A 22,932-nucleotide genomic window follows, 5' to 3' on the forward strand; every position below is an offset into this window, starting at 1 on the left:
TGTCTTTCAAGAACGGGTTCTTGATAAATCCAGCGCGCTCCTCACATACACCTTATACCCCTAGGGGGTATCTATCTTTTTAGATAGGCGAGGCCAAAACCGTCGCTCGCAAAGCACGTTACGCGGAAGGACCAATCGATGCAGGACCCGACATCCCCCCCCCACGATCACGACCATCATGCCTGCCATCACCACGACGCCGCCCCGGAGGCTCCCGATGCGGCCTATGATCATGTACCGGATGGTTATACCGGTACGGTCTGGACCTGCCCGATGCACCCGCAGGTGCGCGAGACCTCAAACACAGGCTGTCCGATTTGCGGCATGGCGCTGGAACCTGAGACGGTAACCGCCGAGCAGGATACATCCGAACTCGACGACATGACGCGGCGGTTCCTCATTTCCCTGGTCTTTTCCGTGCCGCTGCTTGTCCTGACCATGGGCGAGATGATCCCCAGCAGCCCGCTCAAGGCCATAACGGGCGCCGCCTGGGGCAACTGGCTGCAGGCCGCGCTCGCCGCGCCGGTTGTGCTCTGGGCCGGACTGCCATTCTTCGAACGTGGCTGGCAGTCGGTCAAACGCGGCAGTCTCAACATGTTCACCCTGATCGCCATGGGCGTCGGTGTGGCCTTCATCTACTCCCTGGTTGCGACGCTCGTGCCCGGCATCTTCCCGGAGAATTTTCGCGGTGAAGGCGGGCATGTCGGTGTCTATTTCGAGGCGTCCGCCGTCATCGTGACTCTGGTCCTGCTCGGCCAGGTCCTCGAATTGCGCGCCCGGAACGCAACCTCCGGGGCCATCCGTGCCCTGCTGCAACTCGCGCCGCCAACGGCCCGCCGCATCAATGCGGACGGCAGCGAGGCCGATGTCGATCTTGCCGAGGTAAAGACGGGCGACAAGCTGCGTGTACGGCCCGGTGAAAAGATCCCCGTCGACGGCGATGTCCTGGAAGGCCACTCCTCGGTCGATGAATCCATGGTCACGGGCGAACCCGTACCTGTCGAAAAGAGCAATGGCGACCCTGTTACGGGCGGCACGGTGAACGGCACAGGAACACTGGTCATGACAGCCACGCGGGTCGGTGAGGACACGCTGCTGTCTCAGATCGTCCAGATGGTGGCCGCCGCACAGCGCTCGCGTGCCCCCATTCAGCGCCTCGCCGATATCGTGTCCTCAGTCTTTGTCCCGACCGTGATCGGTGCAGCGATCCTGACCTTCATCATCTGGGCGATCTTCGGACCAGACCCGGCAATGAGCTTCGCGATTGTAAATGCCGTCTCCGTCCTGATTATCGCCTGCCCGTGCGCCCTGGGGCTCGCCACGCCAATGTCGATCATGGTCGGCACGGGCAAGGGCGCCGCCAACGGCATCCTGATCAAGAATGCTGAAGCGCTGGAAACCTTCGAAAAGGTCGACACCATTGTGGTGGACAAGACCGGCACCCTGACCGCAGGCCAGCCCGAACTGGTCATGGTCGAGCCTGCCGAAGACTGGAGCGAGGAAGAGCTTCTCAGCCTGGTCTCAGCGGTCGAAGCGGCTAGTGAACACCCCCTCGCCGAAGCTGTCGTTCGCGGCGCAGAGGCACGCGGCATCAAGCCGACCCAGGCCTCGGACTTCGAATCCGTCATCGGCGAAGGGGCACAGGCTCGCGTCGATGGGAGGACGGTCGCCATCGGCAATGCGAAAATGATGACACGGATCGGAGCGAACTCAGACAGACTGGCCGGACGCGCCAATACATCGCGCGGCGAAGGCCAGACAGTCATGTTCGTTGCGGTTGATGCAAAGCCTGCCGGCCTGATCGGCGTGGCCGACCCGATCAAGGAAACAACGCCGGAAGCCATCCACCGCCTGCACGAGGACGGCCTGACGGTCGTGATGCTGACCGGCGACAGCGAGGCAACGGCAAAAGCCGTGGCGGCGAAAGTCGGCATCGACCGGGTGCACGCGGATGTTTCCCCCGAAGACAAGCACCGCATCATTTCGCAGCTTCAGGAAAGCGGCGCGCGTGTGGCGATGTGCGGCGACGGTATCAATGACGCCCCCGCCCTTGCCCAGGCCGATGTCGGCATTGCGATGGGCACCGGCACCGATGTCGCTATGGAAAGCGCCGGTGTAACCCTGGTCAAAGGCGACCTTCTCGGGGTGGCGAAGGCTCGCGAACTCAGCCGAGCTACGATGAACAATATTCGCCAAAACCTGTTTTTCGCTTTTATTTACAACTCCCTCGGCGTGCCGCTTGCCGCCGGCATTCTCTATCCGTTTGCCGGCCTGCTTCTCAGCCCTATGATTGCAGCAGCGGCGATGAGCCTGAGTTCGGTCTCCGTCATCGGGAACGCCCTGCGCCTGAGAACGCTGAAACTTTAATCGAGGAAAACCATCATGTCGAAACTCACGTCTCTCAGCGCTCTCGGTGCACTTGCCCTGGCTACGCTGATCTCCGGCTGGCTCGTCCTTGCCATGCCCGGACGCGCGGAGGCGCAGACCGTTACGGTCCACAAGACACCCTGGTGTGGCTGCTGCTCGGCCTGGGCCAGCCATCTTCGTAAGGAAGGCTTCGATATCGTGATCCGCGAGCAGGAAGACCTGGCCCCTGTTCGCGCCCGCCTTGGCGTGCCGGATGCGCTTCGCAGCTGCCACACGGGCGAAGTCGATGGCTATGCCATTGAGGGCCACGTTCCTGCGCGGGAAATCCGCAAGCTGCTGGATGAGCGTCCGGACGCACACGGCCTTTCCGTTCCCGGTATGCCGATCGGATCGCCGGGTATGGAAGCCGGTGGCCGGGTCGACGCTTATCAAGTGCTGCTGATTGGCGAGGATGGCCACGAAACGTATGCAAGCTATCCTGACATTAGCGCTCAAACCTCGGAGGAATAAAGGATACCCCCGACATGAAGCCGGACACCCGAAAGTCTGCTGTCAGCCGCCTGGCACGTATCGAAGGCCAGGTGCGCGGTATTTCCAAAATGGTCCAGGAAGACCGGTATTGCATCGACGTCGTGCGGCAGGTGCAGGCGGTGAAAGCCGCCTTGTCCGGGCTCGAACAGCTTATCCTGGATGATCACATCGAGACCTGCGTCGATCATGCCCTCACTGGCGACAGCCTCGAGGACAGACGCGAGAAGGTCGACGAGCTTGTCGCCGTCCTCGGCAAGCGCAGGAAGTAACCGCCCTCTGGCCACAACTACCCCTGCGTGGAGCTTGGTCATCGGCGCTCCGGATTCGTGCAAGCATACTTCCCGGTCGGGACATTCCTTGCCAACGCTTGTTTTTGACGGATTAATGTACTCAGCCTCGGACAAATCAAAGCAGGCTGATAAACGTGTCGGGAAAGTCCTCAAGCCCTCTTTCGCAAGTGGAACATCTGTTCGCGCGGAGCAATACCGCAGCGACTTTTGACAAACTCTACCGCGATTACTGGGGTGAGCTCTGCGCGCGCTTGTACAGGACTTTCGGCAAGGGGCCGCCCGATCCGGAAGATGCCGCGCAGGCCGCCTTTGTCCGCTTTGCCGCCCTTGATGACCCGAACCGGGTCCGCGATCCGCGAGCCTTCCTGCTCACCACGGCGCGAAACTTCATCCTCGATCAGAAACGTAGCCAGAATCGAAGCTCGTCGCGCTTCACCATCGGCTCGCAGTCTCCCGCTGAAATAGAAATTGACGACCTCACACCTGAACGGGTCATCCTCGGGCGGGAGCAATTGGAAATTGTAGAGCAGGTCGTCGCCACGCTCACCCAGAAACAGAAAATCGTGCTCAATTTGAGCCGGATCAAGGGCTACACCTATACGGAGATCTGTAATGAGACAGGTTGGTCTTATGGTGACGTTTATCGGCAAACCAGCATAGCACTTGCAAAGCTCGCTGAAGCGCTCGATAGAGGAGACCGTCAGCGCTGACTTAAGGTTGAGGAGCTGGAATGAAATCGCCCGGAGAGGCAAAGCGGGAGACAATGGCTCGGGAATGGGCCGTCGCATTGAATTCCGGCGAGATGGATCTCGCCGGTCACAATGCGTTTGAAGCCTGGCTCAATGAGGACCAGAAGAACCTGCATGCCTTCGAGAAGTATGCGGCGATCCTCCAGACTCTTGAAGGATCCCCCGAACTCTCGAAAGCCGATAGCCCTCCGGCGCATGTTGCGCAACATGGCTGGTGGCGCGGTGCGGCCGCAGCGGCGGCGTCCTTAATTGTTGTTGCCTGTGCCGCCTTTCTGTTCTTCGGGACCGATACCCCTGCTGCAAAGCCCCCTCCGATCCAGACGGCAGCCGCAGAAATCCGCACGCTGACCCTGCCGGATGGCAGCGTCGCGACGCTTGGCGGCCGCTCCCGGATCGAGACCCATTATGAGGCCGACGCCCGCCGGGTCACCCTTCTTGAGGGGGATGCCTATTTCGACGTTGTGCCGGACAAGTCCCGACCGTTCTATGTCGATGCCGGCACACGTGTCGTGCGCGTCGTCGGGACGGAATTCTCGGTAAGCCGGGATAGCGCGGCCGTCCGGATCGCGGTTGCCGAAGGCAAGGTCGAGGTCTTCGATCCGGAGCTCAATGATGTTCCCGTCGAAGCCTTGCTGCCGGGCGACAAGATAGAGATCCTCAGTAAAAAAGGCATCACGCGCTCGACGGTGGAGCCGGCCTCGGTCGGACGCTGGCGGCAGGGCTGGCTGTCCTTCAGGGACGCCTCGCTTGGGGAAATCGCCGAGAGCATCGAACGATATTCCAATACGCGTTTGCGGTTTGCCTCAACGGATCTGGAAGAAACACGGGTGACCGCCTCCTTCGGAGTCGATGACATCGAACAGTTTCTTGCCGCCCTTGAGGGCTCTCATGACATCGCCTGGTCGCGCGCCGACAATGGCGACATCCTGATAAGGAAAGCCGGGTGAGGCCGCGCCTCCCAGCCTCCCTTAGCACCAGCTTTCACCCCCGTCTTATCCTCCGCCTCCAAATTAATTTGGATAATTTGGGACGGCCAATCGTCACCTCATTTAGAAGCGCCTCGCCACGCGGGTGGAGCGCCTCTTCGCAAATGCGATGTCTTAAATGAGGGGAATAATGACCATGAGTTCGATCAGGCCATTCGTTTACAAGGCTGCACTGAAAGCTGCAGCATCTGCACTGCTACTTGGCGCACCCGCACTCGCGCAGGATGCCAGCATAGCCCGCTTCGATATTGAATCGCAGCCTCTGCAGAATGCGCTCATCAGCTATTCCGAACAGTCGCGCACGGCGATCGTCGTTCCGGCCGACCTGGTCGCCGGCAAAGCCGGAAACGCGGTTGAAGGCGAAATGTCGGCAGACGATGCGCTTGAAATCCTCCTCCGGGGAACCGGGCTTTCACCGGAGCGCAATGAAAATGGCGCCCTGACGATTGCCGTCGAAACTGCCTCAGAGGAGGCATCGAAGACTGAGGCCCCTTTACAATTCGCTCAGGCAACGTCGAGTGAGCCTGAGCCGGCCCCCGTCGAGACCGAGCCCGCAGCAGACAACGAGGTGGACGAAGACTCCCCGCTGACCATGGACCAGATGGTCGTGACCGGTTTCCGCGGACGGCCGCGCTCGGTGACGGAAAGCCCGATCCCGATCGATGTCTTCGATGCCGAGCAGCTTGAATCGCTGCCGCAGACCGGTCTGTTCGAGTCGCTGCGCTTCCTCGTGCCATCGCTGAACCTTCCGCAGCGCGCCGGTGGCGGTACAGCGACCTTCATATCCTCGGCGGGCCTGCGCGGCCTTAACCCGGACCAGACACTGATCCTGGTGAATGGCAAACGCCGGCACAAGACGGCGCTCATCAATACCAGCACGGGCCTGTTCAGCGGCTCGGCCGGCGTCGATCTCAACATGATCCCGTCTTCGGCCATTGCCCGGATCGAGGTGCTGCGGGACGGCGCGGCCGCCCAGTACGGCTCGGACGCCATTGCCGGTGTCATCAACATCATCCTCAAGGATGCCCCGGAAGGCGGCCAGGCCAATATCAGCCATGGCGAGAACTTCGACCGCAATGATGGCGAGTTCTCGAACTTCTCCATCAACAATGGCTTCGCACTCGGTGAAAACGGGTTTGCGAACCTCTCCTTCGGTGTCCGGGATTCAGGCTGGTCCAACCGGGCCCGGCCTGTGCCCATGCCGGGCGAACCCGGTGGGCTCAACCTGTTCCCGCTGCTGGACGACGGAAGCTTCGACCCGCGTGAAGCCACCATCGACCGGATGATCACCACCAATTACGGTAACTTCCCGCAAACGACCTACAGTTTCGGGGCCAATCTCGGCTATGATTTCGGCAGTGTCGAAGCCTATAGCTTTGCGACCTATTCCGAGCGCGAAAGCACGCTGGACTTCACCTACCGGATCCCGCGTGACCCCCGCAACAATATGGGCGTCTATGCCTTCGGCTACCGCCCGCGCGAAGTGATCAACGAAGACGATTTCGACATCGTCGCCGGCCTGCGCACATCCGCCCTCGGCTTCGACTGGGATCTCTCGGCCGGCCACGGGTTCAACGACACGAAGTGGGAAAACACGCGCGGCCTGAATGCCAGCCTCGGCCTGGAGAGCCCGACCTCCTTCTATCTCGGTGCCATGAATGCCAGCGAGACCACGGCCCAGATCGACGCGACCCGCCTGCTCGACGTTCCGGTGGGCGAGATGCAGGTTTCCTTCGGCGCGCAATATCGTGAGGAAACCTTCGAGATTGAACGTGGCGAGCCAGCCTCCTTTGCGGACGGCAACAATGGCGCCCCTCCTGGCGCACAGGGCTTCCCCGGCTTTGCCCCCGAAGCGGAGAATGACGTCTCCCGCGAGAACAAGAACGCTTACCTCGAACTCTCTTGGGAGCCGACGGAGAAGCTGCTTCTGGCTGGTGCGGTACGCTATGAAAGCTTCAGCGACTCAGCGGGCGAGGAGACCATTGGCAAGATCAATGGCCGCTACGAGTTCAACGATGCGTTTGCGGTACGGGCTTCCTTCAATACCGGCTTCCGCGCCCCGAGCATCCAGCAGCTGGGCTTCAAGGGCAGCCGTGGCCAGTTCGCCGACCTCGACAATGACGGCGTCGCCGAGACGATCGTGCTGCGCCAGACGTTGCCTGCAACCGATGCGGCGGCCCAGGCTCTGGGGGCCGAGCCGCTGACGCCTGAAAAGTCCGAGAACTTCAGTGTCGGTTTCACCTTCACACCGGGCTACAATTTCACTCTGACCGTCGACGCCTATCAGATCGACATCGAGGACCGCATCGCGCTCTCGACCCAGTTCAACCGCGGCGATGCGCGCCCGGCACAGGGCGGTGGGACGATCGGCGACGGAATCTCGGCCCTGCTGGATGCAGCCGGCTTTGACGAATCGCTCGGCGGTGCGAACTACTTCACCAACGCCATCGACACCCGCAGCCGCGGCGTCGATGTGGTCGCGACCTGGGCGACCGACCTGTCCTTCGGCACGCTCGATCTGAGCGCGGCCTATAACTACAATGACGACAGCGTCGAGCATGTGGACGACAACCCGGAAGAACTCTCCGGCCTCATCCTCGCGGATGGCAGTCCGATCGTTCAGTTCGACCGGTCCCGCCTTGGCACCTATACCGAGGCCATCCCGGCCGACAAGCTGAGCCTCAATGCCGGCCTTGAGAGCGGCCCGTTCCGTTTCACCACGCGGGCAACCCGGTTTGGCGAGTTTACCAATGTCGCCACGTCTTCGGCCAATGACACCGAGAATGAGCGTAAGTGGATCGTCGATCTGGAAGCCGGCTACGTCTTCGACAACGGCATCGAACTCTATGCCGGCGCAAACAATGTGTTCAACACCTATCCGGACGAAGTTCGCGATGCCAGCATCTACGGCAACGGGTTTTACGACACGATCTCGCCTTACGGCTTCACCGGTGGAAACTGGTACGTCCGGGCCGGATACAAATGGTAATCAGCCAAAAGGAAACTCGAATGCTGTCAACGAACAAGGGGAGAGCGCTCAGCGCTCTCCTGCTCGCTTCTGTCTCACTTGCCGCCTGCACGTCGCCCGCGCCGACACGCCTGGATGCAACGCCTTCGCCCGCACCGGCTGAACAGACCGAAAAGGTCGAAACGACCAGTGAAATCCTGTGGGACAGCTATGGCGTCCCGCATATCTATGGCGAAACTGAAGAAGACGTCTTCTACGGCTATGGCTGGGCCCAGACCCACAGTCACGGCAACCTCCTCCTGCGCCTTTATGGCGAAGCCCGCGGCAAGGGATCGGAATATTGGGGGGCTGACTATGAAGACACTTCAACCTGGTTGATTGCCAATTCCGTGCCCCAGCGCGCCCAGGAATGGTATGACCGCCAGACCCCGCAATTCCAAGCCAATCTCGACGCCTTCGCCGAAGGCATCAATGATTATGTGGCCGAAAACCCGGGTGCGATTGACGACGAGGTCGAGGTCGTCCTGCCGATCACCGGCGTGGACGTCGTTGCCCATGCCCACCGTCTGATGAACTACATCTATGTGGCCTCGCCCTCGCGCACCATCGGGCCATCGGCCCCGCCGGCACCGGCAGGCTCCAACACATGGGCAGTGGCCCCGTCCAAGTCTGAAAGCGGCAACTCGCTGCTGCTGCAGAACCCGCACCTGCCTTGGGCGAGCGGCTTCTTCACCTATTACGAAGCCCACCTGAACGGCCCGGACTTCGAGATGTATGGCGCGACCCAGGTCGGCCTGCCCGTGATCCGCTTTGCCTTCAACCAGCGCATGGGGATCTCCAATACGGTGAACGGCACCCTCGGGGCGACCTCCTACCTGCTGACCCTTGATGGCGACGGTTACGTCTTTGACGGGGAGACGCTGCCCTTCAAGACGCGGGACGTCACCTACAAGGTCCGCCAGGAAGACGGCTCCGTGGTCGAAAAGACGATGCACCTGCGCGAGTCGGTCCATGGGCCGGTCTTCGAGCGGGCAGACGGCGAAACCATCGCCCTTCGCGTGGCCGGGCTCGACCGGCCGGGCATGTTGCAGCAGTACTTCGACATGCTGAGGTCCGACAGCTACGAGGAATTCAAGGAGGTCATGGCGCGTCTACAGGTGCCGACCTTCAACATCACCTATGCCGACAAGGAAGGTCACATCCAGTATACGAGCAACGGCATCCTGCCGAAGCACGAGACGGGTGACCTTGAGTTCTGGGAAGGCCTCGTACCGGGCGACACGTCGGAATATGTCTGGGACGAAATCCATCCGCTCTCGGACCTGCCGATTGTCGCCGATCCGCCGAGCGGTTTTGTCCAGAACTCGAATGATGCCCCGTGGCTGGCGACCTATCCGCCTGTCTACGAGCCGGAGGATTTCCCGCCTTACGTGGCTGAGCTCGGACCGATGTCGCTGCGGGCACAGAACTCCGTCAGCATGATGGTCAATGAGGAGAAGGTCAGCTTCGAGGAATTCGTGACGCTGAAGAAGTCCTCCTATGCCACTGCGGCCGATCGGGTCCTGCCCGATCTCATCGAAGCTGCGAAGGACGATCCGGACCCGGAGATCCAGGAAGCACTCACGCTTCTCCAGAACTGGGACAAGGAATTCGACCAGGATGCACGCGGCGCGCTTCTGTTCGAGGAGTTCATGCTGCCCTTCATGGCGAAACCGAACTCCTTCCCGTTTGCTGGCCAGCAGAACTACGAGACGGCGTGGTCGCTCGATACACCGCTGTCGACGCCTGAAGGTGTGAAGGATCCGGAAGCCGCTCTCGACATGCTGCGCGGCGCCATCGATAGCACCAAGGAGAAGTATGGCTCGATCGATGCCGAATATGGCGACTTCTCGCGCTATCAGATCGGTGAGAGGGACATTGCGGGCCTTGGCGGCTACGGCAATCTCGGCGCGTTCAATGTGATCACCTGGTTCGATCCCGACGGCGACAATATCCGCACGCCGGCCCATGGCGAAACCTGGATTGCGATGATCGAGTTCTCAGACCCGATCAAGGCTTACGGTCTGATGACCTATGGCAATTCGCGCCAGCCGGGTACGACCCACTATGACGATCAGGTCCAGATGCTTGCCGACGGTGAATACCGCAAGCTCTGGCTCGAACGCGATGAGGTCGAGGCCAATCTCGAGCGCCGGGTTGCGCTTGACTATCAAGACGATGAATCTTCGGAGCCGTAAACATGAAACGCATTGTAATGACGTCGTTGGCTGTCCTGGCCGGCGCCTGTGCGGCTGCGCCGCTGTCGGAGGCCGATCCGGCGCCCTTCACCCCGGTTCAGGCCGAAGCGTTCGCCGTGAAAGGCTCGCTCTCCAATGCCTGGGGCGATATTGACGGGGACGGCGATCTCGATTTCGCCGTCTCCATAAAGGGCGGCGAGGTAAAGCTCTACGAGAACCGGGACAACACTTTCGTCAGCGTCGGCACGGCCTGGGGCCTGCCGACAGAAGGCGATGAAATCCGCGGTCTCTCCTGGGGCGATTATGACGGCGACGGTGACCTCGACCTGCTTGGCGGGTCGAACGTCTCGCCCTATCCGAGCCGGTCCTATGTCTGGCGCAATGAGGGCGGCAGCTTCACCGAAGTTGCCGAGGAGATCGGCCTGACCATCCCGGCCCGCTGGTCGCGCCAATCCAACTGGATCGATTTCGACAGCGATGGCGATCTCGACCTCTATGGCGCCAACCGGTCCGGTATCAACTGGCTTTGGCGCAATGAGGGCGGGACATTCACCCAGATGGGCTTTCGCGAAAGCCCGGCCGATCCGCGCCGCACGGTCGGGGCCTGCTGGTTCGACATGGACAGTGACGGGGATCTCGACCTCTTTCTGGCCAACCAGAATGGCGACAGCGATGCCATGTGGCGCAATGATGGTGGCTCCTTCACCGATGTCGCGCCCGAGCTTGGCATGGACCAGACGCTCCGTGGCTTGATGGATGGCGGGGTCGGCTGCACGGTCGGCGACTATGACAATGACGGGGACTTCGACCTCTATGTTGCCGCCTATGGTGACAATTTGCTCTACCGCAATGACGGGGAAAACTGGACCGATGTGGCCTCTGAAATGGGAGTAACAGGCCAGCACAGCACCGTTGGGGCCGCCTTTGGCGACTTCGACAATGACGGGCTGCTGGACCTCTTCGTCGTCGGCTATGAGCATGGCGAGGCCGGACAGGTCCCGATGGACATCCTGTACAGGAATACCGGCACGGGCTTCGAGCCTGTCTCGGACCCGTCCGTGGAGCTTAATGCCGGCGATCATGGCGTTCAGTGGATCGACTATGACGAGGACGGCGATATCGATCTGTCTCTGACCGATGGCTACGGCCCGGAAGGCGGCCACCCGCTGTTCCGCAACGAGCTTTCGGAAGAGGCCCGGGCGCGCAGCCTTTCGGTCCTTGTGCTCGATGAGGATGGGCTGTTCACCACCCCGGGCGCCGAAGTCCGCGTCTATGATGAGGATGGAGAGTTGCTGGCCTCGCGCATGGTCACGACCGGCGGTGGCTACAACACCCAGAGCGCGCTGCCGGTCTATTTCGGCCTGCCCTCGAAGGCGCCGGTCGATGTGGAAGTGACCTTCATGAGCCCGGATGGCCCGAAAGTCCGCCGGCTTGAAGACGTCTCGACCGGCAAGGCCATCACTGTGCGCGGTCTGAAAGGCGAAGTCTCCGGCTAGCCCAACTTTCGCAACCATAAAAACGATTGAGCGGATGAGGCATCCTCATCCGCTCTTTCATTTCAGGACAAACCACAGATCAGGTCTGCGGTTTGAGCACCACAAGGGCATCGAGGGCTGCGCCGCCTTCGGGATAAAGCCGGAACGGGTTGATCTCGACCTCGGCGACCTCGGGATGTTCTGCCAGGAATTTTCCCAAGGCTTCGATTGTCCTGGCCGCCGTCTCAAGATCGGCCTCGGGCTGCCCCCGGAACCCCGCAAACAATTTGGCCATATGCAGGCCTTTGAGCATGTCGAGCGCTTCGGCTTGATCGATCGGCCCGACCCGGACGGTTACGTCTTCCAGCGCTTCGGCCAGAACGCCGCCCATGCCGACAAGCAGGACAGGCCCCCAGGACGGGTCATTGGTGCCGCCAATGATGATCTCAAGGCCTTCCGGCGCCATAGCTTCAACCAGGTACTGGCGCTCGACCTCGATCGGAATGGCATCAATGGCCACCAGGGCACGCTCCATGTCCGCAGCGGTTTTCACGCCGAGATGCACACCACCGACATCGGTCTTGTGCATCACGCCCTCGGCAACGATCTTGACCACGACAGGCCCGCCCAGTGCCCCAAAGGCGGCCAGCGCGTCCTCATGGTTCGCACAGATGCGCCGCTCGGGCACCGCAACACCATAATCAGCGAGCAGCGTTTTCGAGGCATCTTCATCCGGATTGGCCGTAAGCGGCGGCTTAGGCTGGCCAATGGCAGGCGGCGCCCGCTTTGCCAGGCGCCACTGGTGGGCCGCATCCTCGGCCAGGATACGCGCCGCCAGCACCAGACGCGCCGGGCTCGTAACGAGCTTAATCCCCTGCTTGGCAAGGCCTTCACGCTGCCCAGCCACATCGTCGGCCATGCCAAGACTTCCGAAGACGACCGGAACCGAGGCCTTCTTGACCACCTCTGCCGGGTCGAGCACGGCAGGCTCGACCAGCCCCCAGATCAAGAGGAGGTCGATAGCTGGATCGTTGGAGACCGCCGCGACCACATCGGAAAAGGTTTCTCCGGGCCGGCCGGTATCGACAGGGTTCTTCACGAAAGTCATCGGCGGCAAGAGCTGGGCCAGCGCCTCTTCCGTGGCTGGCCCCAATTCTGGCACGCTCAGACCGGCCGTCTTGATGCCATCGACAATCAGCAGGCCTGGGCCCGCCTGCCCCGTGATGAGGCCAATGCCGGGATCAGGCATAGCCGGAAGGCGCGTCGTCGACAGGATTGCAGCCGCTTGAGCGAGCTCTTCCAGCGTATCGACAACAACGACGCCAGCCTGGCGAAGGGCGGCGACTGTCCGGTCACGTGCGCCGAGCAGGTTGCCGGTATGAGACTGGGCGAATTCGCCAATGTCTGCCCGGCCGGCGACGACCGCGCAGACGGGCTTTTCCGGCGTGATCCGCCGCAGAGTTTCCAGCAGATCCCTTCCGTCCGCCACGCCTTCGAGGTGGAGCGCAATGGCATGCGTCTCCGGATCGTCTGCAAGTTGCTCCAACACATCGCTGACGCCGACGTCTGCAGCGTTGCCGATACCCGTGGCCAGCGATACGCCTTCTCCCAGCGCCCCGAGCAGGAAGCTGAGCGAGATGTTCACCCCGCCGGACTGGGCCACCACGGCGACACGCCCGGCCCCGATCTCCTCGCAGTGGTGCACAAAACTCGCCGAGCAGTGCTCCCGCGGATTGATGAAGCCGGACGTATTCGGACCGAGCAGGCGTGTCCCCGTGCGGGCGCAGATATCGGCCAGCTCGTCCTGCAACTGCCGGCCGGCTTCACCGGTTTCGCTGAACCCGCCGGAGATGATGAACGTCCCGCCGACACCGGCATCGGCAGCCGCCTGAACGAGTCCCGGGCAGGCCTTTGCGGGAACGGCTAGGATCGCGAGATCCACCACACCCGGCAGGGACGCGATATCGGGGTAGCATGGCACCCCGTTGATCTCGCTTTCCTTCGGGTTGATCGCATACAGCTCCCCCTTGAACCCCGACAGGGTGTTCAAGGCGTGGTAACCGGCCTTGGACGGGTCCTTCGATGCGCCTACGACGGCAATCGAACGAGGGAAGAGCAACCGCCGCAGGTTTGCGCGGCGGACACTCCTCAAGTCCGCAGTATCGTTCATGGCTTGCGTGTCTGCAGTTGCCGTCATTCGGATGACGCCAGAACTTCCGGGTGGAGCTTTTCGTAGGCTTCAGCGAGCTTCGGGTCGCGGCGTCTCACTTCGGCGTGATCCACGCGGCCGGTGCGGGTCATGTAGCTGTAGCAGAATTCGATGGGCTCCATCTTCTTCATCAGATCGTCCATCTCCTCGTACCAGCGCAGGCTGACATTCGCGGCATCGAAGATCTTGCGCATGGGCGGCTCGCGCAGCTCACGGAAGCGTTGCAGGCCGGCCTGGACGTCATTGTTCTTCTCCGACAGGCCGCGGGCCAGGGCGATGGCATCTTCCATCCCCAGTCGCGTTCCCGACCCGATGGAGAAGTGTGCCGTGCGCAGGGCGTCACCGATCAGGACGACGTTGTCGAAATGCCACTGATCGTTCCAGATCTCGGGGAACTGGCGCCAATAGGAATTGTTCGACAGGATCGGGTGGCCATCGAGGTCGTTGGCAAAGACCTCCTCGCAGTAGCGGATGGTGTCTTCCGGGCTCATATCCTCGAAGCCAGCCCGATTCCAGGTGTCTTCTTCCACCTCGACCAGGAAGGTGCTCATATTCGGGGTATAGCGATAATGGTGGGCACAGAAGACGCCCTTGTCCGTCTCGCGGAAAGTCAGCGTCAGCGTGTCGAACGCCTTGCTTGTGCCGTACCAGATGAAGCGGTTCGGGCGCCAGTTGATGCTGGTCTTGAACTTGTCCTGGTTCTCATCGCGCACCCAGGAGAAGGCCCCGTTGGCGGCGACGATCAGGTCAGCCTCGCCCACCTGGTCAAGCGAGGTGATCTCGGTTTCGAATTTAATTTCCACACCGAGCTTCTCGACATGATCATACAGCACGGTCAGCATTTCGAGGCGGCCGCAGGAGGTGAAGCCGTTCCCGGAAATCGGAAACTTCTGGTCGTTCACCGCAATGGTGAGATCTTTCCAGGCTTCCATCTCGGGCCGAAGCAACTCGAACATCTCCTCATCATCGGCTTTGAGGAAGTCCAGCGCGCGATCCGAGAAGACCACACCGAAGCCCCAGGTCGCATCGCGATAGCCGCGCTCATAGACGACGATATCGTGATCGGGGTTTTTGCGCTTCATCAGCGAGGCGAAATAAAGCCCCGCCGGTCCGGCTCCGATAATCCTGATTTTCATGACAAGACCTTTCTTTCGATTATTCGCTGACCATCATGGGGAAGGACGCCTATGCCTCTTCCGTCACCATGGCTCTCAGCTCCTTTTTTAGAACCTTACCCACAGGGCTCAGGGGCAGCTGCTCCTGCACCTCAAGGCGCTCGGGGAACTTGAAGCTCGCAATGCCCTGCTGCTTCAGGAATGAAACGAGTTCTTCGAGTGTGAGCGTTTCATCGTCTTTCAACTGGACGAAGGCGCACCCCTTTTCCCCGAACTCCGGATCCGGCATCGCGACCACGGCGGCGAGTTCGACCTTCGGATGCTCGAGGATAATGCTTTCGATCTCGTCGCAGCTGATCTTCTCACCGCCGCGGTTGATCAGGTCCTGCTTGCGCCCGTCACAATAGACATACCGGCCTTCCTTCCGCACGGCATCGCCCATCCGGTAGAAGCCATCAGCGGTAAAGGCGGTCTCGTTCTTTTCGGGGGCGTTAAAATAGCCACAAATCGTATAGGGGCCACGTACGACCAGTTCACCGGTTTCGCCATCTGGCAGTTCCTGGCCATCCTCGCCCAGAACCTTGATCTCGTCAGCTTCGCAAACCGGCGCGCCGGAGCTTTCCAGGATGAGCTCTTCCGGGTCGTCGAGACGGGTCATGTTAACCAGCCCTTCAGCGGTGCCGTAAATCTCCTGTGGGGTACAGCCCAGGCTCGACTGCAACCGTCGGCGCAGCTCGGGGGCAAGCTTGGCCCCGCCATTCTGGATGACGCGCAGCGAGGAAAGATCAAAGCGCGCGATCTCGTCCCGGCTGGCCAGCCACCGCGTGATGAGCGGGACGGCCGCAGCGATGACGGTCACGCCATGCTTCTCCACCAGGGAAAAGACGGCTTCTGTCTTGAGGTCCTGCGACACGACCACCGTGCCACCGTAGTAGAAGACCCCCAATATGCCCGGTGAGGCCAGATTGTAGTTGTGGCCCAAGGGCAGAATGGCGAGGAAGACAGTCTCCGGTCCAAAGCCGGCAACTTCGCCGCAGAGTTTCGCGTTCAGGACATAGTCATTGTGTGTGCGGGGGATCAGCTTCGAGAGGCTTGTCGTCCCACCCGATAGCAGCATGGTCGCCACACTATCCGGCGGGGTCTGGTATTGGCTGGCACACTTGGTCAGCTCCTCCTCGGATAACTCTGCCTGCAGCATGTCATGGAGCGAAATCTGACCTGCCAGCGGTTCGCCCAGAATGAAGACGTGCTTGAGAGAAGGCACCGCAGACCGGACGGCCTCAGCCATCGGGCGGAAGTCGAATTTGCGGTAGATGTCGGTGGTAATGAGTGCCCGTGCATTCGCTGTGCTGACGAAATGCTCCACCTCCCTCTGACGGTGAGCCGGCAGCGCCATGACCGGGATCGCACCCGTCCTGACCAGAGCGAGATAGACCAGCACGAACTCAATCGTGTTCGGCAGCTGCACGACCACACGGTCTTCCGGCTCGATGCCGGAAAGGACGAATTGGGCGGCAAGCTGCTCGACCCGCTGTTTCAGCTCGCCATAGGAAAGAGCCCGGTCGCCATCAATAACAGCGGTGCGGTCAGGAAATGCGTCGCAACGCTGGAACACCACATCGGTGACGGTAAGGTCTTCCCAGTAACCTTCCCGCCTGTAACGCTCTGCCGCTTCAGCCGGCCAGGGGATAAAGCCCTCAATCATTTTCGCACCTCTCAACTCTGGGGTCGATTACCTGCTCTTCGGGCAGTCTTCAGAACTCTTCGTAGAAACCGAGCTTCTGCTGCATCGGGGCATCATCGACGACGAAGAGATAAGCCGGCTCGCTGGTGCTCGAATTCGCAATCTGAACGTTTGCGTGGGTCGGCACGGCCATGGTGTCGGATTCGTCCCAGTCGAGTTCGGCCCCATCGATGAGCGCCGTGCCCTTGCCGGATTGCACGTGCAGCACAGCAGAGGCCGACCGCCGGGTCAGTGTCCGCTCTTCGCCGGGGCGCAGCATGATGGCCGAGAAGCCGAGGATCGGCAGGCACGGCTGTCCGGTCGTCGGATTGACGTAGGCCAGTTGAACCAGTTCGTCCTTGTCGACGACGCTTGCATAGTCTTGCAGCGCGACACTCACATCCCGCCACGGGAAACGAAGCAGGGGATAATCGCTGCCGCCGCGCTTGCGGATGACCGATGACGGGACCAGACCCGCTTTCGTATATGTTGTCTGGGACGCGTCGGGCCGGTTCGAAACCGGCTGGCTTTCGCCCTCGATGCAATAGGATGCCTCCAACGCATAAACCAGCGGCAGGTCGAGCGCATCGAGCCACACCACCGGGCCGTGCCCCGTATGGACGTGCTCGTGCCACAGGCCGGAGGGCGTGAGGATCAGGTCGCCCTTCTCCATCGGGCAAACCTCGCCATTCACGATGGTCTTTGCGCCTTCGCCTTCCACCACAAAGCGGACGGCACTCGGACTGTGTTTATGGTTGGGGGCAGTCTCTCCAGGCAGGATGAGCTGCATGCCGATATAGATCGACGGGGTCGCCTGCATGCTTTCCAGGCCGATGCCCGGATTGGACAGGACAAGCACCCGGCGTTCGGCCTTTTCGATCGGCGTCAGGTCTCCGGCGCGCAGGAGATTGTCCCGGATATCCTTGTAACGCCAATTCACAGGAACAGTCCGCCTGGACGGTATCCCATAAGGCAGGACCTGGCGCAGGCTTGGCCACAGGGGCACCAGATTGCGATCGGCCAAGCCTTTCACATACTCCTTGGGCAGCCCTTCAAGTGTTCCGAGTTCCGACATTTCGACCTCCAATATCGTTGACGCTGCAGGCCGTCAGACACCTGGCGAACGCGACGAGCGGCCTTCTGTATGTCACGGACAAAAAGGCCATTTGTCATTTGTGCAATTGGTTGCATAAATGACAAATGGCGCTCAATACGGGGTTTCCCGTAGTGTCGCCTCAAACCGGAAAAGGACGTAAAGAAGGCGCGGCCAGCGCCCACGAAAACGCCGCCCCGGCTTATATTGCCCGAGGCGGCGTATCAGCTTTTCTGAGATTTCCGAGGGCTGCAGCCCGCCTAGAAATCGACCGTAGCGCGAACGCCATAGGTAAGCGGCGGATTGATCGACGATTCATAGAATGTCGGGAAATCGGGCCCGCCAAAACCGTTCACGGCATCAGCGATCCCGCCTTGATAGACAGCTTCATCCGTCAGGTTCCGCCCGTACAGGGTGAGCGACCACGGGCTGTCTGCCGGAGTGTAGGTCAGGTCGGCATTGAAGACCGTATAGCCGTCGGTTTTCGAAACCGGAACATAGAAGTCCGATGACAGATACCGGGACGTGGCCCATGTCGCGTTGACGTTCGCCCTGAGGTCGCCGGCGCTGCCGAGATCGAAAACATGCTCATAATTGGCCGTGCCGGACCATTCGGGTGTGCGTTGCAACGGCGCGCCAGAACAGTCGACAGGCAAGACGGAATTGCCGGCCTCATTCGTCATCACCCCGCCCACATCGCACAACGGACCCGTGCGCAAGAGCCCCGCCAGGTCGGCGGGGAAGTCGATCATGAACTCGTCATAGCGGGCCCGGGTGTAGTTGACCGCAAAGCCGAGGGTATCGTCGGGCGACGCTTTCCACACCACGTCGATACTGCCGCCTCTCGGGGCGGCCTTACCAGCATTGCGCGTGACATAGGCAACCGCTCCCAGGTCTGTATAGCCGACGGCGGTGACCTGCTGGTCTTCATATTCCCAGTAGAAGGCTTCGATGTTGACCTGAAGCGTGTTGTCAAAGAAGCGGTTGCGGAGCCCGAATTCCAGGGCGTGCAGCGTCTCAGGATCAAAGCTGTTAGTCTCGCCCTCATCGGGCGCATAGAAAAAGCCACCAGACTTGTAGCCTTTGGACGCGGTAAGATAGAGGAACGACTGGTCTGAGACGTCGAATTCCAGGCCGGCTTTCCAGGTTACATCATCAAATTCCAGCTTGCCGCTTTGAATGTAAGGCGACCCGGGGGCCGGGATGACAGCCGTATCCGTGACACTTCCGCCTTTCCTGATCTCGTCCTGTGTATACCGCAAGCCGCCGATCACCCGGAACCGGTCTGTCAGGCTGTAGGTCGCCTCACCAAACACGGCCTGGCTTTCATTCTTCGACTTAATCTCGTTGAGCACGTTGAAATTGGTGATGAAGTTGGGCTCTGCCAGAGCACGGACGTCCCACCAGAAATACGTGTTCTCCTTATAATAGTACGCTCCAAGCACCCATTTGAGCCTGTCGGTCTGATTGCTCAGCCGGGCTTCGAAAGTCGTTTGCTCATGCGTCTGGGGATCGGTCGTCGCCCGCAGGCCGAAATTATAGGTCCGGTGATCGAGTTTGATGTCCCGATAACCTGGTATGAGCGTCAGGGTCGCGAAGTCCCCGAGTTCGATATTGGCTTCGGCCATGATGTCCCATTGGTCCAGGTCCATATAGCTGTCGGAGAGGAAGGGGACGTGAAGTCCGAAGTTCGCGGACGTGATGGCCTCGTTGTTGATGGGGTGTGACAGCGCATCCCACTCGTCGGTGCCTGGCTGCCGCGGGAACAGAACGGCTCCGCCGCCTTTCCCGCCCGTATGGGAATAGTCGCCCATGACCCGGAGATTGAAGACTTCGTTGGGCTGCCAGAGAGCCTGCAGGCGAGCCGACTGCCTCACATCATCATCGGTGCCATCGGAGAGGTAGCCGTCCCGGTCCACCAGGTTGAACGCGCCCCGTATGGCGAGTGTGTTCGAGAGCGGGATGTTGAGCGCCCCTGTCAGGCGCTTGTTGTCGAAATTGCCGTATTCACCGGTCAGGTAGCCTTCGAATTCCTGGCTCGGGCGCTTGGTAATCAGGTTCACGGCCCCGCCGGTCGCGTTCCGGCCATACAGTGTGCCTTGCGGCCCCTTCAGGATTTCGACCCGCTCAAGGTCATAGAAGTTCTGACTGACACCGAGCGCCTGACCGGTCACGACACCATCTACCGAGTAGGACACGGCGGTTGGCGCCAGACCGTTTGCGGTATTGTCGCCCGCACCCCGAATAATGGTCTGCGGGTACACGCCGTTCTGGGCGACCGTTATCGACGGTGTCAGTTTGGTAAGATCGGCAGGTTCGGTCACGCCGCGGCGTTCCAGCTGATCTTCGCCCAATACCTCGATCGACAGCGCGGCCTTTTGCACGCTCTCTGCGCGCCTCTGCGCCGTGACGACGACAGTATCTAGCCTGCCTTCATTGTCTGATGTTTCCTGAGCAGCGGCCCACGGCCCTGCCATGCCTCCAAGGATCGCCAGCACTGCCACTGACGACCGGAACTTCACGTTGCTGGTCATGTATTCCTCCCATTTAAATTGTCAGCACGCCCATTTTTTCTGTGTTTCGGGCACACCTCTCCTCATTCAGTCGATCGCAATCTCCTGCATCCCTTGGATTCTGAATTGTCTTCTGGTCTTCGCGCGGCGTGTTCTCTCACCACGCGGCTGAACAGTCTTGCTGCGCCCCGGCCCCGGTGTGTTCTGGCACCAAGCCGTTTGCAGCCATGCGCATCATCTTGGCCCACTCACAGAGACCGGCGTTCAGGCCTTCCGCCCCCACCCCGGCGTTCTCGCTCCATCAGTCAGGCAAGATGTTCTTGTTGAACCGAAGCAGGTTCATCGGATCCCACTTCTTTTTCGCCGCCTGCAGGCGCTTGAACTTTTCGGGGGCCCCATAGAGCTCCCGCAGCCAGGCAGGCCCACGGTCGGTGGTGAGGTTGATATAGCCGTTCTTGCGCATGTAAGGGGCCATGGCCTCGGCAATGCCGTCCGCCCAGCCTTCGAAGCGCTGGGCGTCTTCCGGCTTGTCCCAGGCCGTGATGATTTCGGAGAGGAAAACAGCGCCTTCGCGGGAGAAAGCAACATAGTCCTCGCTGAAATCCTCGCTGATCGCCCCGCCAAAAACGGCGAAGGTCTGCGCCGTTGAGACGCCCGGCGATTCATAATCGAGCCGTGGAGCCGACTCCGCCCTTTCGATGACCATGTCGAGCAATGCCTCCGGCAGATCCGGAAGATAGCCGCCACGGGTATGATAGGAGCGCCCCCAGGGTGCGATGACATCGAGCATGGAGTTGGCGTCCGCCCATTCCATCGGAACGACCTGGACCGCCGCCGGGCTTCCCAGCGATGTCAGGCTCTCAAGGGTCTCATTGGCGCCCTCCATCTTGCCGCTATAGACGACAAAGAGGGTCAGCACCGGCTTGCCATGATATTCGGCCGGGATTTCCGGATCCGGCGGGGCATCCGCGATGGCAATGATGACCCCCAGATCGCGGCTCATTGTCTTGGCTTTTTCGCGCAAGGCGTTCACCACCGGTTTGATCTGTTCCGGCGGGAAGGTGATTGTGCCAGCCATGACTTCAGGGCCGACCGGGTGCCCCCTGTACTCAAAGGCCGTCACGACCCCGAAATTGCCGCCCCCACCGCGAAGGGCCCAGAACAGGTCCGGGTTTTCACTCTCGCTGGCAACGATCTTCCGGCCATCGATCGTCACGACATCACAGCTCTCCAGATTGTCCACAGTCGCCCCGTAGCGCCGCATCAGCATGCCGATACCGCCGCCAAGCGTCAGGCCGGCAACGCCGGTGAGGCTGTTGGTACCCGACGGCACCACCAGCCCATGCTTTTGGCCGGCCCGGTCAATATCTCCAAGCAGGGTGCCCGCACCGACTTTTATAAGGCCCTTCTCCTTGTCGACCGTGATGTCCTTCATCTGGCTCAGATCAAGGACGATCGCGCCATCCGGCATGGCTTCGCCATCAATCCCGTGCCCACCACTGCGTATTGCAATCGGGGTCCTGGTTTCCGTGGCAAACTTCATGACCGCGACAACATCGTCATCATTACGAGCGCGAGCGATCAGCTGCGGCGTGTTTTCCTTCGCGCGCATGTTGAAGAGTTCACGCGCTTCGGAAAAGCCATCTTCTCCGGGCCGGAGAATGTCTCCGTCGAAAATTGACGAAAAATGCTCTGCACCGAGTTGAGTTGTCTGCATCAGTAGCTCCCCGTAAACGGCCTTGTCCAAACCGACCTTTGTTTGAATATTAAACAAACTTTTGCCCGAGTGCAATCGTAAGAATTTTTAACATTAATTGGATGCACCTCAGCGCCCAAGCTGGCGGAACGGTGGCGCACAGGTGCATTCGCCGTGTGGAACAGCTTCGATCCTGGTTCAGATTTTTTGATATTTGCCCGCACGGGCCAGCCGGCACACGGCTTAACCTTTCAACCGGTCAGCCAGCTGATAATGCATGATCTTGCCGCTGGGGGTTTTCGGCAGCTCATCGACAAAATGAATCTTGCGCGGACATTTGTAAGCCGCGAGCCTTTCGCGCACGAAAGCAATCAGCGCCGCCTCCGTCACGGCCTGGCCCGCCCGCAGGGAGACAAAGGCATGGACGGTTTCGCCGCGATACTCGTCCGGCGCACCGACAATGGCGGCTTCGCGCACGGCTTCGTGGCGGTAGAGCACATCCTCGACCTCACGCGGCCAGACCTTGAAGCCCGACGCGCTGATCATGTTTTTCTTGCGGTCGACCAGATAGAACCAGCCAGCTTCGTCCATCAGGCCAATGTCGCCGGTATGCATCCACCCGTCGGCGAGCGTCTCGGCCGTCTCTTCCGGTTTGCGCCAGTAGCCGGTCATGACCTGCGGGCCGCGCACAAGGAGTTCCCCAGGCTCTCTGAGCCCGCATGGCTTGCCATCCTTGTCGACAATGCGCGCATCCACCCCACAGACCGGCACGCCAATCGCAAGCGCACCGGTTTCGGGATCGACCGGAATATCGGCCTCGAAGGGGGCAAGGTGGGTCTGTGCGGTCGTCTCGGTCATGCCGAAACTTGTATGCAGGCGATGGCCCAGCTCCTCCTCGAAGCGAGTTGCCAGACTCGGCGAGATCGGGGCCCCACCGGAATAGATGCTGTGAAAGCTGTCAAAGTCTGCAGGCGACACGC

Annotated in this window: 15 protein-coding genes; 8 read left to right on the forward strand and 7 right to left on the reverse strand. The window is 60.8% G+C overall.

Annotated elements, in window-relative coordinates:
- Window positions 1-138 precede the first annotated feature (138 nt).
- The 8 genes from B8784_RS17185 to B8784_RS17220 all read left to right on the forward strand — a co-directional run bounded on the left by B8784_RS17185 (window position 139) and on the right by B8784_RS17220 (window position 11,624).
- The gene (locus B8784_RS17185; protein WP_084399119.1) at window positions 139-2,367 is read left to right on the forward strand and encodes a copper-transporting P-type ATPase; all 2,229 of its coding nucleotides are present in this window, start codon (window positions 139-141) and stop codon (window positions 2,365-2,367) included.
- 15 nt (window positions 2,368-2,382) lie between these two features.
- On the forward strand, window positions 2,383-2,877 hold the full coding sequence (locus B8784_RS17190) for a DUF411 domain-containing protein (protein WP_084399120.1): 495 nt from the start codon (window positions 2,383-2,385) through the stop codon (window positions 2,875-2,877).
- A gap of 14 nt (window positions 2,878-2,891) precedes the next feature.
- Window positions 2,892-3,167 carry a metal-sensitive transcriptional regulator gene (locus tag B8784_RS17195; protein ID WP_084399121.1) on the forward strand — a complete coding sequence of 92 codons (276 nt, stop codon included), beginning with the start codon at window positions 2,892-2,894 and terminating at the stop codon, window positions 3,165-3,167.
- Window positions 3,168-3,322: 155 nt separating this feature from the next.
- A complete protein-coding gene (locus tag B8784_RS17200) occupies window positions 3,323-3,898 on the forward strand; it encodes an RNA polymerase sigma factor (protein WP_158085732.1) in 576 nt (191 codons plus the stop codon).
- A 20-nt stretch (window positions 3,899-3,918) separates the two neighbouring features.
- Window positions 3,919-4,884, forward strand: coding sequence for a FecR family protein (locus B8784_RS17205; protein WP_084399123.1), 966 nt, complete (start codon window positions 3,919-3,921; stop codon window positions 4,882-4,884).
- A 175-nt stretch (window positions 4,885-5,059) separates the two neighbouring features.
- Window positions 5,060-7,912 carry a TonB-dependent receptor gene (locus tag B8784_RS17210; RefSeq protein ID WP_233356214.1) on the forward strand — a complete coding sequence of 951 codons (2,853 nt, stop codon included), beginning with the start codon at window positions 5,060-5,062 and terminating at the stop codon, window positions 7,910-7,912.
- A 20-nt stretch (window positions 7,913-7,932) separates the two neighbouring features.
- A complete protein-coding gene (locus B8784_RS17215; protein ID WP_084399124.1) occupies window positions 7,933-10,128 on the forward strand; it encodes a penicillin acylase family protein in 2,196 nt (731 codons plus the stop codon).
- Window positions 10,129-10,130: 2 nt separating this feature from the next.
- Window positions 10,131-11,624, forward strand: a complete 1,494-nt coding sequence (locus B8784_RS17220; protein WP_084399125.1) for a CRTAC1 family protein — start codon at window positions 10,131-10,133, stop codon at window positions 11,622-11,624.
- 79 nt (window positions 11,625-11,703) lie between these two features.
- On the opposite strand, the gene B8784_RS17225 is transcribed toward B8784_RS17220, so the two are convergent.
- From B8784_RS17225 to B8784_RS17255, 7 genes are all read right to left on the reverse strand, one after another.
- The gene (locus B8784_RS17225) at window positions 11,704-13,800 is read right to left on the reverse strand and encodes an acetate--CoA ligase family protein (RefSeq protein ID WP_084399126.1); all 2,097 of its coding nucleotides are present in this window, start codon (window positions 13,798-13,800) and stop codon (window positions 11,704-11,706) included.
- Window positions 13,797-14,948, reverse strand: coding sequence for an FAD-dependent monooxygenase (locus tag B8784_RS17230; protein WP_084399127.1), 1,152 nt, complete (start codon window positions 14,946-14,948; stop codon window positions 13,797-13,799). Before B8784_RS17230 ends, B8784_RS17225 begins: the two co-directional genes overlap by 4 nt.
- A gap of 49 nt (window positions 14,949-14,997) precedes the next feature.
- Window positions 14,998-16,632, reverse strand: a complete 1,635-nt coding sequence (locus tag B8784_RS17235) for a (2,3-dihydroxybenzoyl)adenylate synthase (RefSeq protein WP_084399128.1) — start codon at window positions 16,630-16,632, stop codon at window positions 14,998-15,000.
- Between the two features lie 49 nt (window positions 16,633-16,681).
- The gene (locus B8784_RS17240; protein WP_084399134.1) at window positions 16,682-17,725 is read right to left on the reverse strand and encodes a cupin domain-containing protein; all 1,044 of its coding nucleotides are present in this window, start codon (window positions 17,723-17,725) and stop codon (window positions 16,682-16,684) included.
- Window positions 17,726-18,003: 278 nt separating this feature from the next.
- On the reverse strand, window positions 18,004-20,277 hold the full coding sequence (locus tag B8784_RS17245; RefSeq protein ID WP_084399129.1) for a TonB-dependent receptor: 2,274 nt from the start codon (window positions 20,275-20,277) through the stop codon (window positions 18,004-18,006).
- 280 nt (window positions 20,278-20,557) lie between these two features.
- Window positions 20,558-21,973, reverse strand: coding sequence for an FAD-binding oxidoreductase (locus B8784_RS17250; RefSeq protein WP_084399135.1), 1,416 nt, complete (start codon window positions 21,971-21,973; stop codon window positions 20,558-20,560).
- 222 nt (window positions 21,974-22,195) lie between these two features.
- A partial coding sequence (locus B8784_RS17255; protein WP_143435610.1) for a class I adenylate-forming enzyme family protein occupies window positions 22,196-22,932 on the reverse strand: 737 nt, incomplete at its 5' end.

It is taken from the genome of Henriciella aquimarina (genome assembly GCF_002088975.1).
GTDB classification, from domain to species: Bacteria; Pseudomonadota; Alphaproteobacteria; order Caulobacterales; family Hyphomonadaceae; genus Henriciella; species Henriciella aquimarina.

What these genes read in the sequence shown, in the direction of transcription:
- B8784_RS17185 (WP_084399119.1), top strand. Translation starts at nt 139, where the DNA reads ATGCAGGACCCGACATCCCCCCCCCACGATCACGACCATCATGCCTGC.
- B8784_RS17205 (WP_084399123.1), top strand. Translation starts at nt 3,919, where the DNA reads ATGAAATCGCCCGGAGAGGCAAAGCGGGAGACAATGGCTCGGGAATGG.
- B8784_RS17190 (WP_084399120.1), top strand. Translation starts at nt 2,383, where the DNA reads ATGTCGAAACTCACGTCTCTCAGCGCTCTCGGTGCACTTGCCCTGGCT.
- B8784_RS17245 (WP_084399129.1), bottom strand. Translation starts at nt 20,277, where the DNA reads ATGACCAGCAACGTGAAGTTCCGGTCGTCAGTGGCAGTGCTGGCGATC.
- B8784_RS17195 (WP_084399121.1), top strand. Translation starts at nt 2,892, where the DNA reads ATGAAGCCGGACACCCGAAAGTCTGCTGTCAGCCGCCTGGCACGTATC.
- B8784_RS17230 (WP_084399127.1), bottom strand. Translation starts at nt 14,948, where the DNA reads ATGAAAATCAGGATTATCGGAGCCGGACCGGCGGGGCTTTATTTCGCC.
- B8784_RS17240 (WP_084399134.1), bottom strand. Translation starts at nt 17,725, where the DNA reads ATGTCGGAACTCGGAACACTTGAAGGGCTGCCCAAGGAGTATGTGAAA.
- B8784_RS17210 (WP_233356214.1), top strand. Translation starts at nt 5,060, where the DNA reads ATGAGTTCGATCAGGCCATTCGTTTACAAGGCTGCACTGAAAGCTGCA.
- B8784_RS17220 (WP_084399125.1), top strand. Translation starts at nt 10,131, where the DNA reads ATGAAACGCATTGTAATGACGTCGTTGGCTGTCCTGGCCGGCGCCTGT.
- B8784_RS17215 (WP_084399124.1), top strand. Translation starts at nt 7,933, where the DNA reads ATGCTGTCAACGAACAAGGGGAGAGCGCTCAGCGCTCTCCTGCTCGCT.
- B8784_RS17250 (WP_084399135.1), bottom strand. Translation starts at nt 21,973, where the DNA reads ATGCAGACAACTCAACTCGGTGCAGAGCATTTTTCGTCAATTTTCGAC.
- B8784_RS17225 (WP_084399126.1), bottom strand. Translation starts at nt 13,800, where the DNA reads ATGACGGCAACTGCAGACACGCAAGCCATGAACGATACTGCGGACTTG.
- B8784_RS17235 (WP_084399128.1), bottom strand. Translation starts at nt 16,632, where the DNA reads ATGATTGAGGGCTTTATCCCCTGGCCGGCTGAAGCGGCAGAGCGTTAC.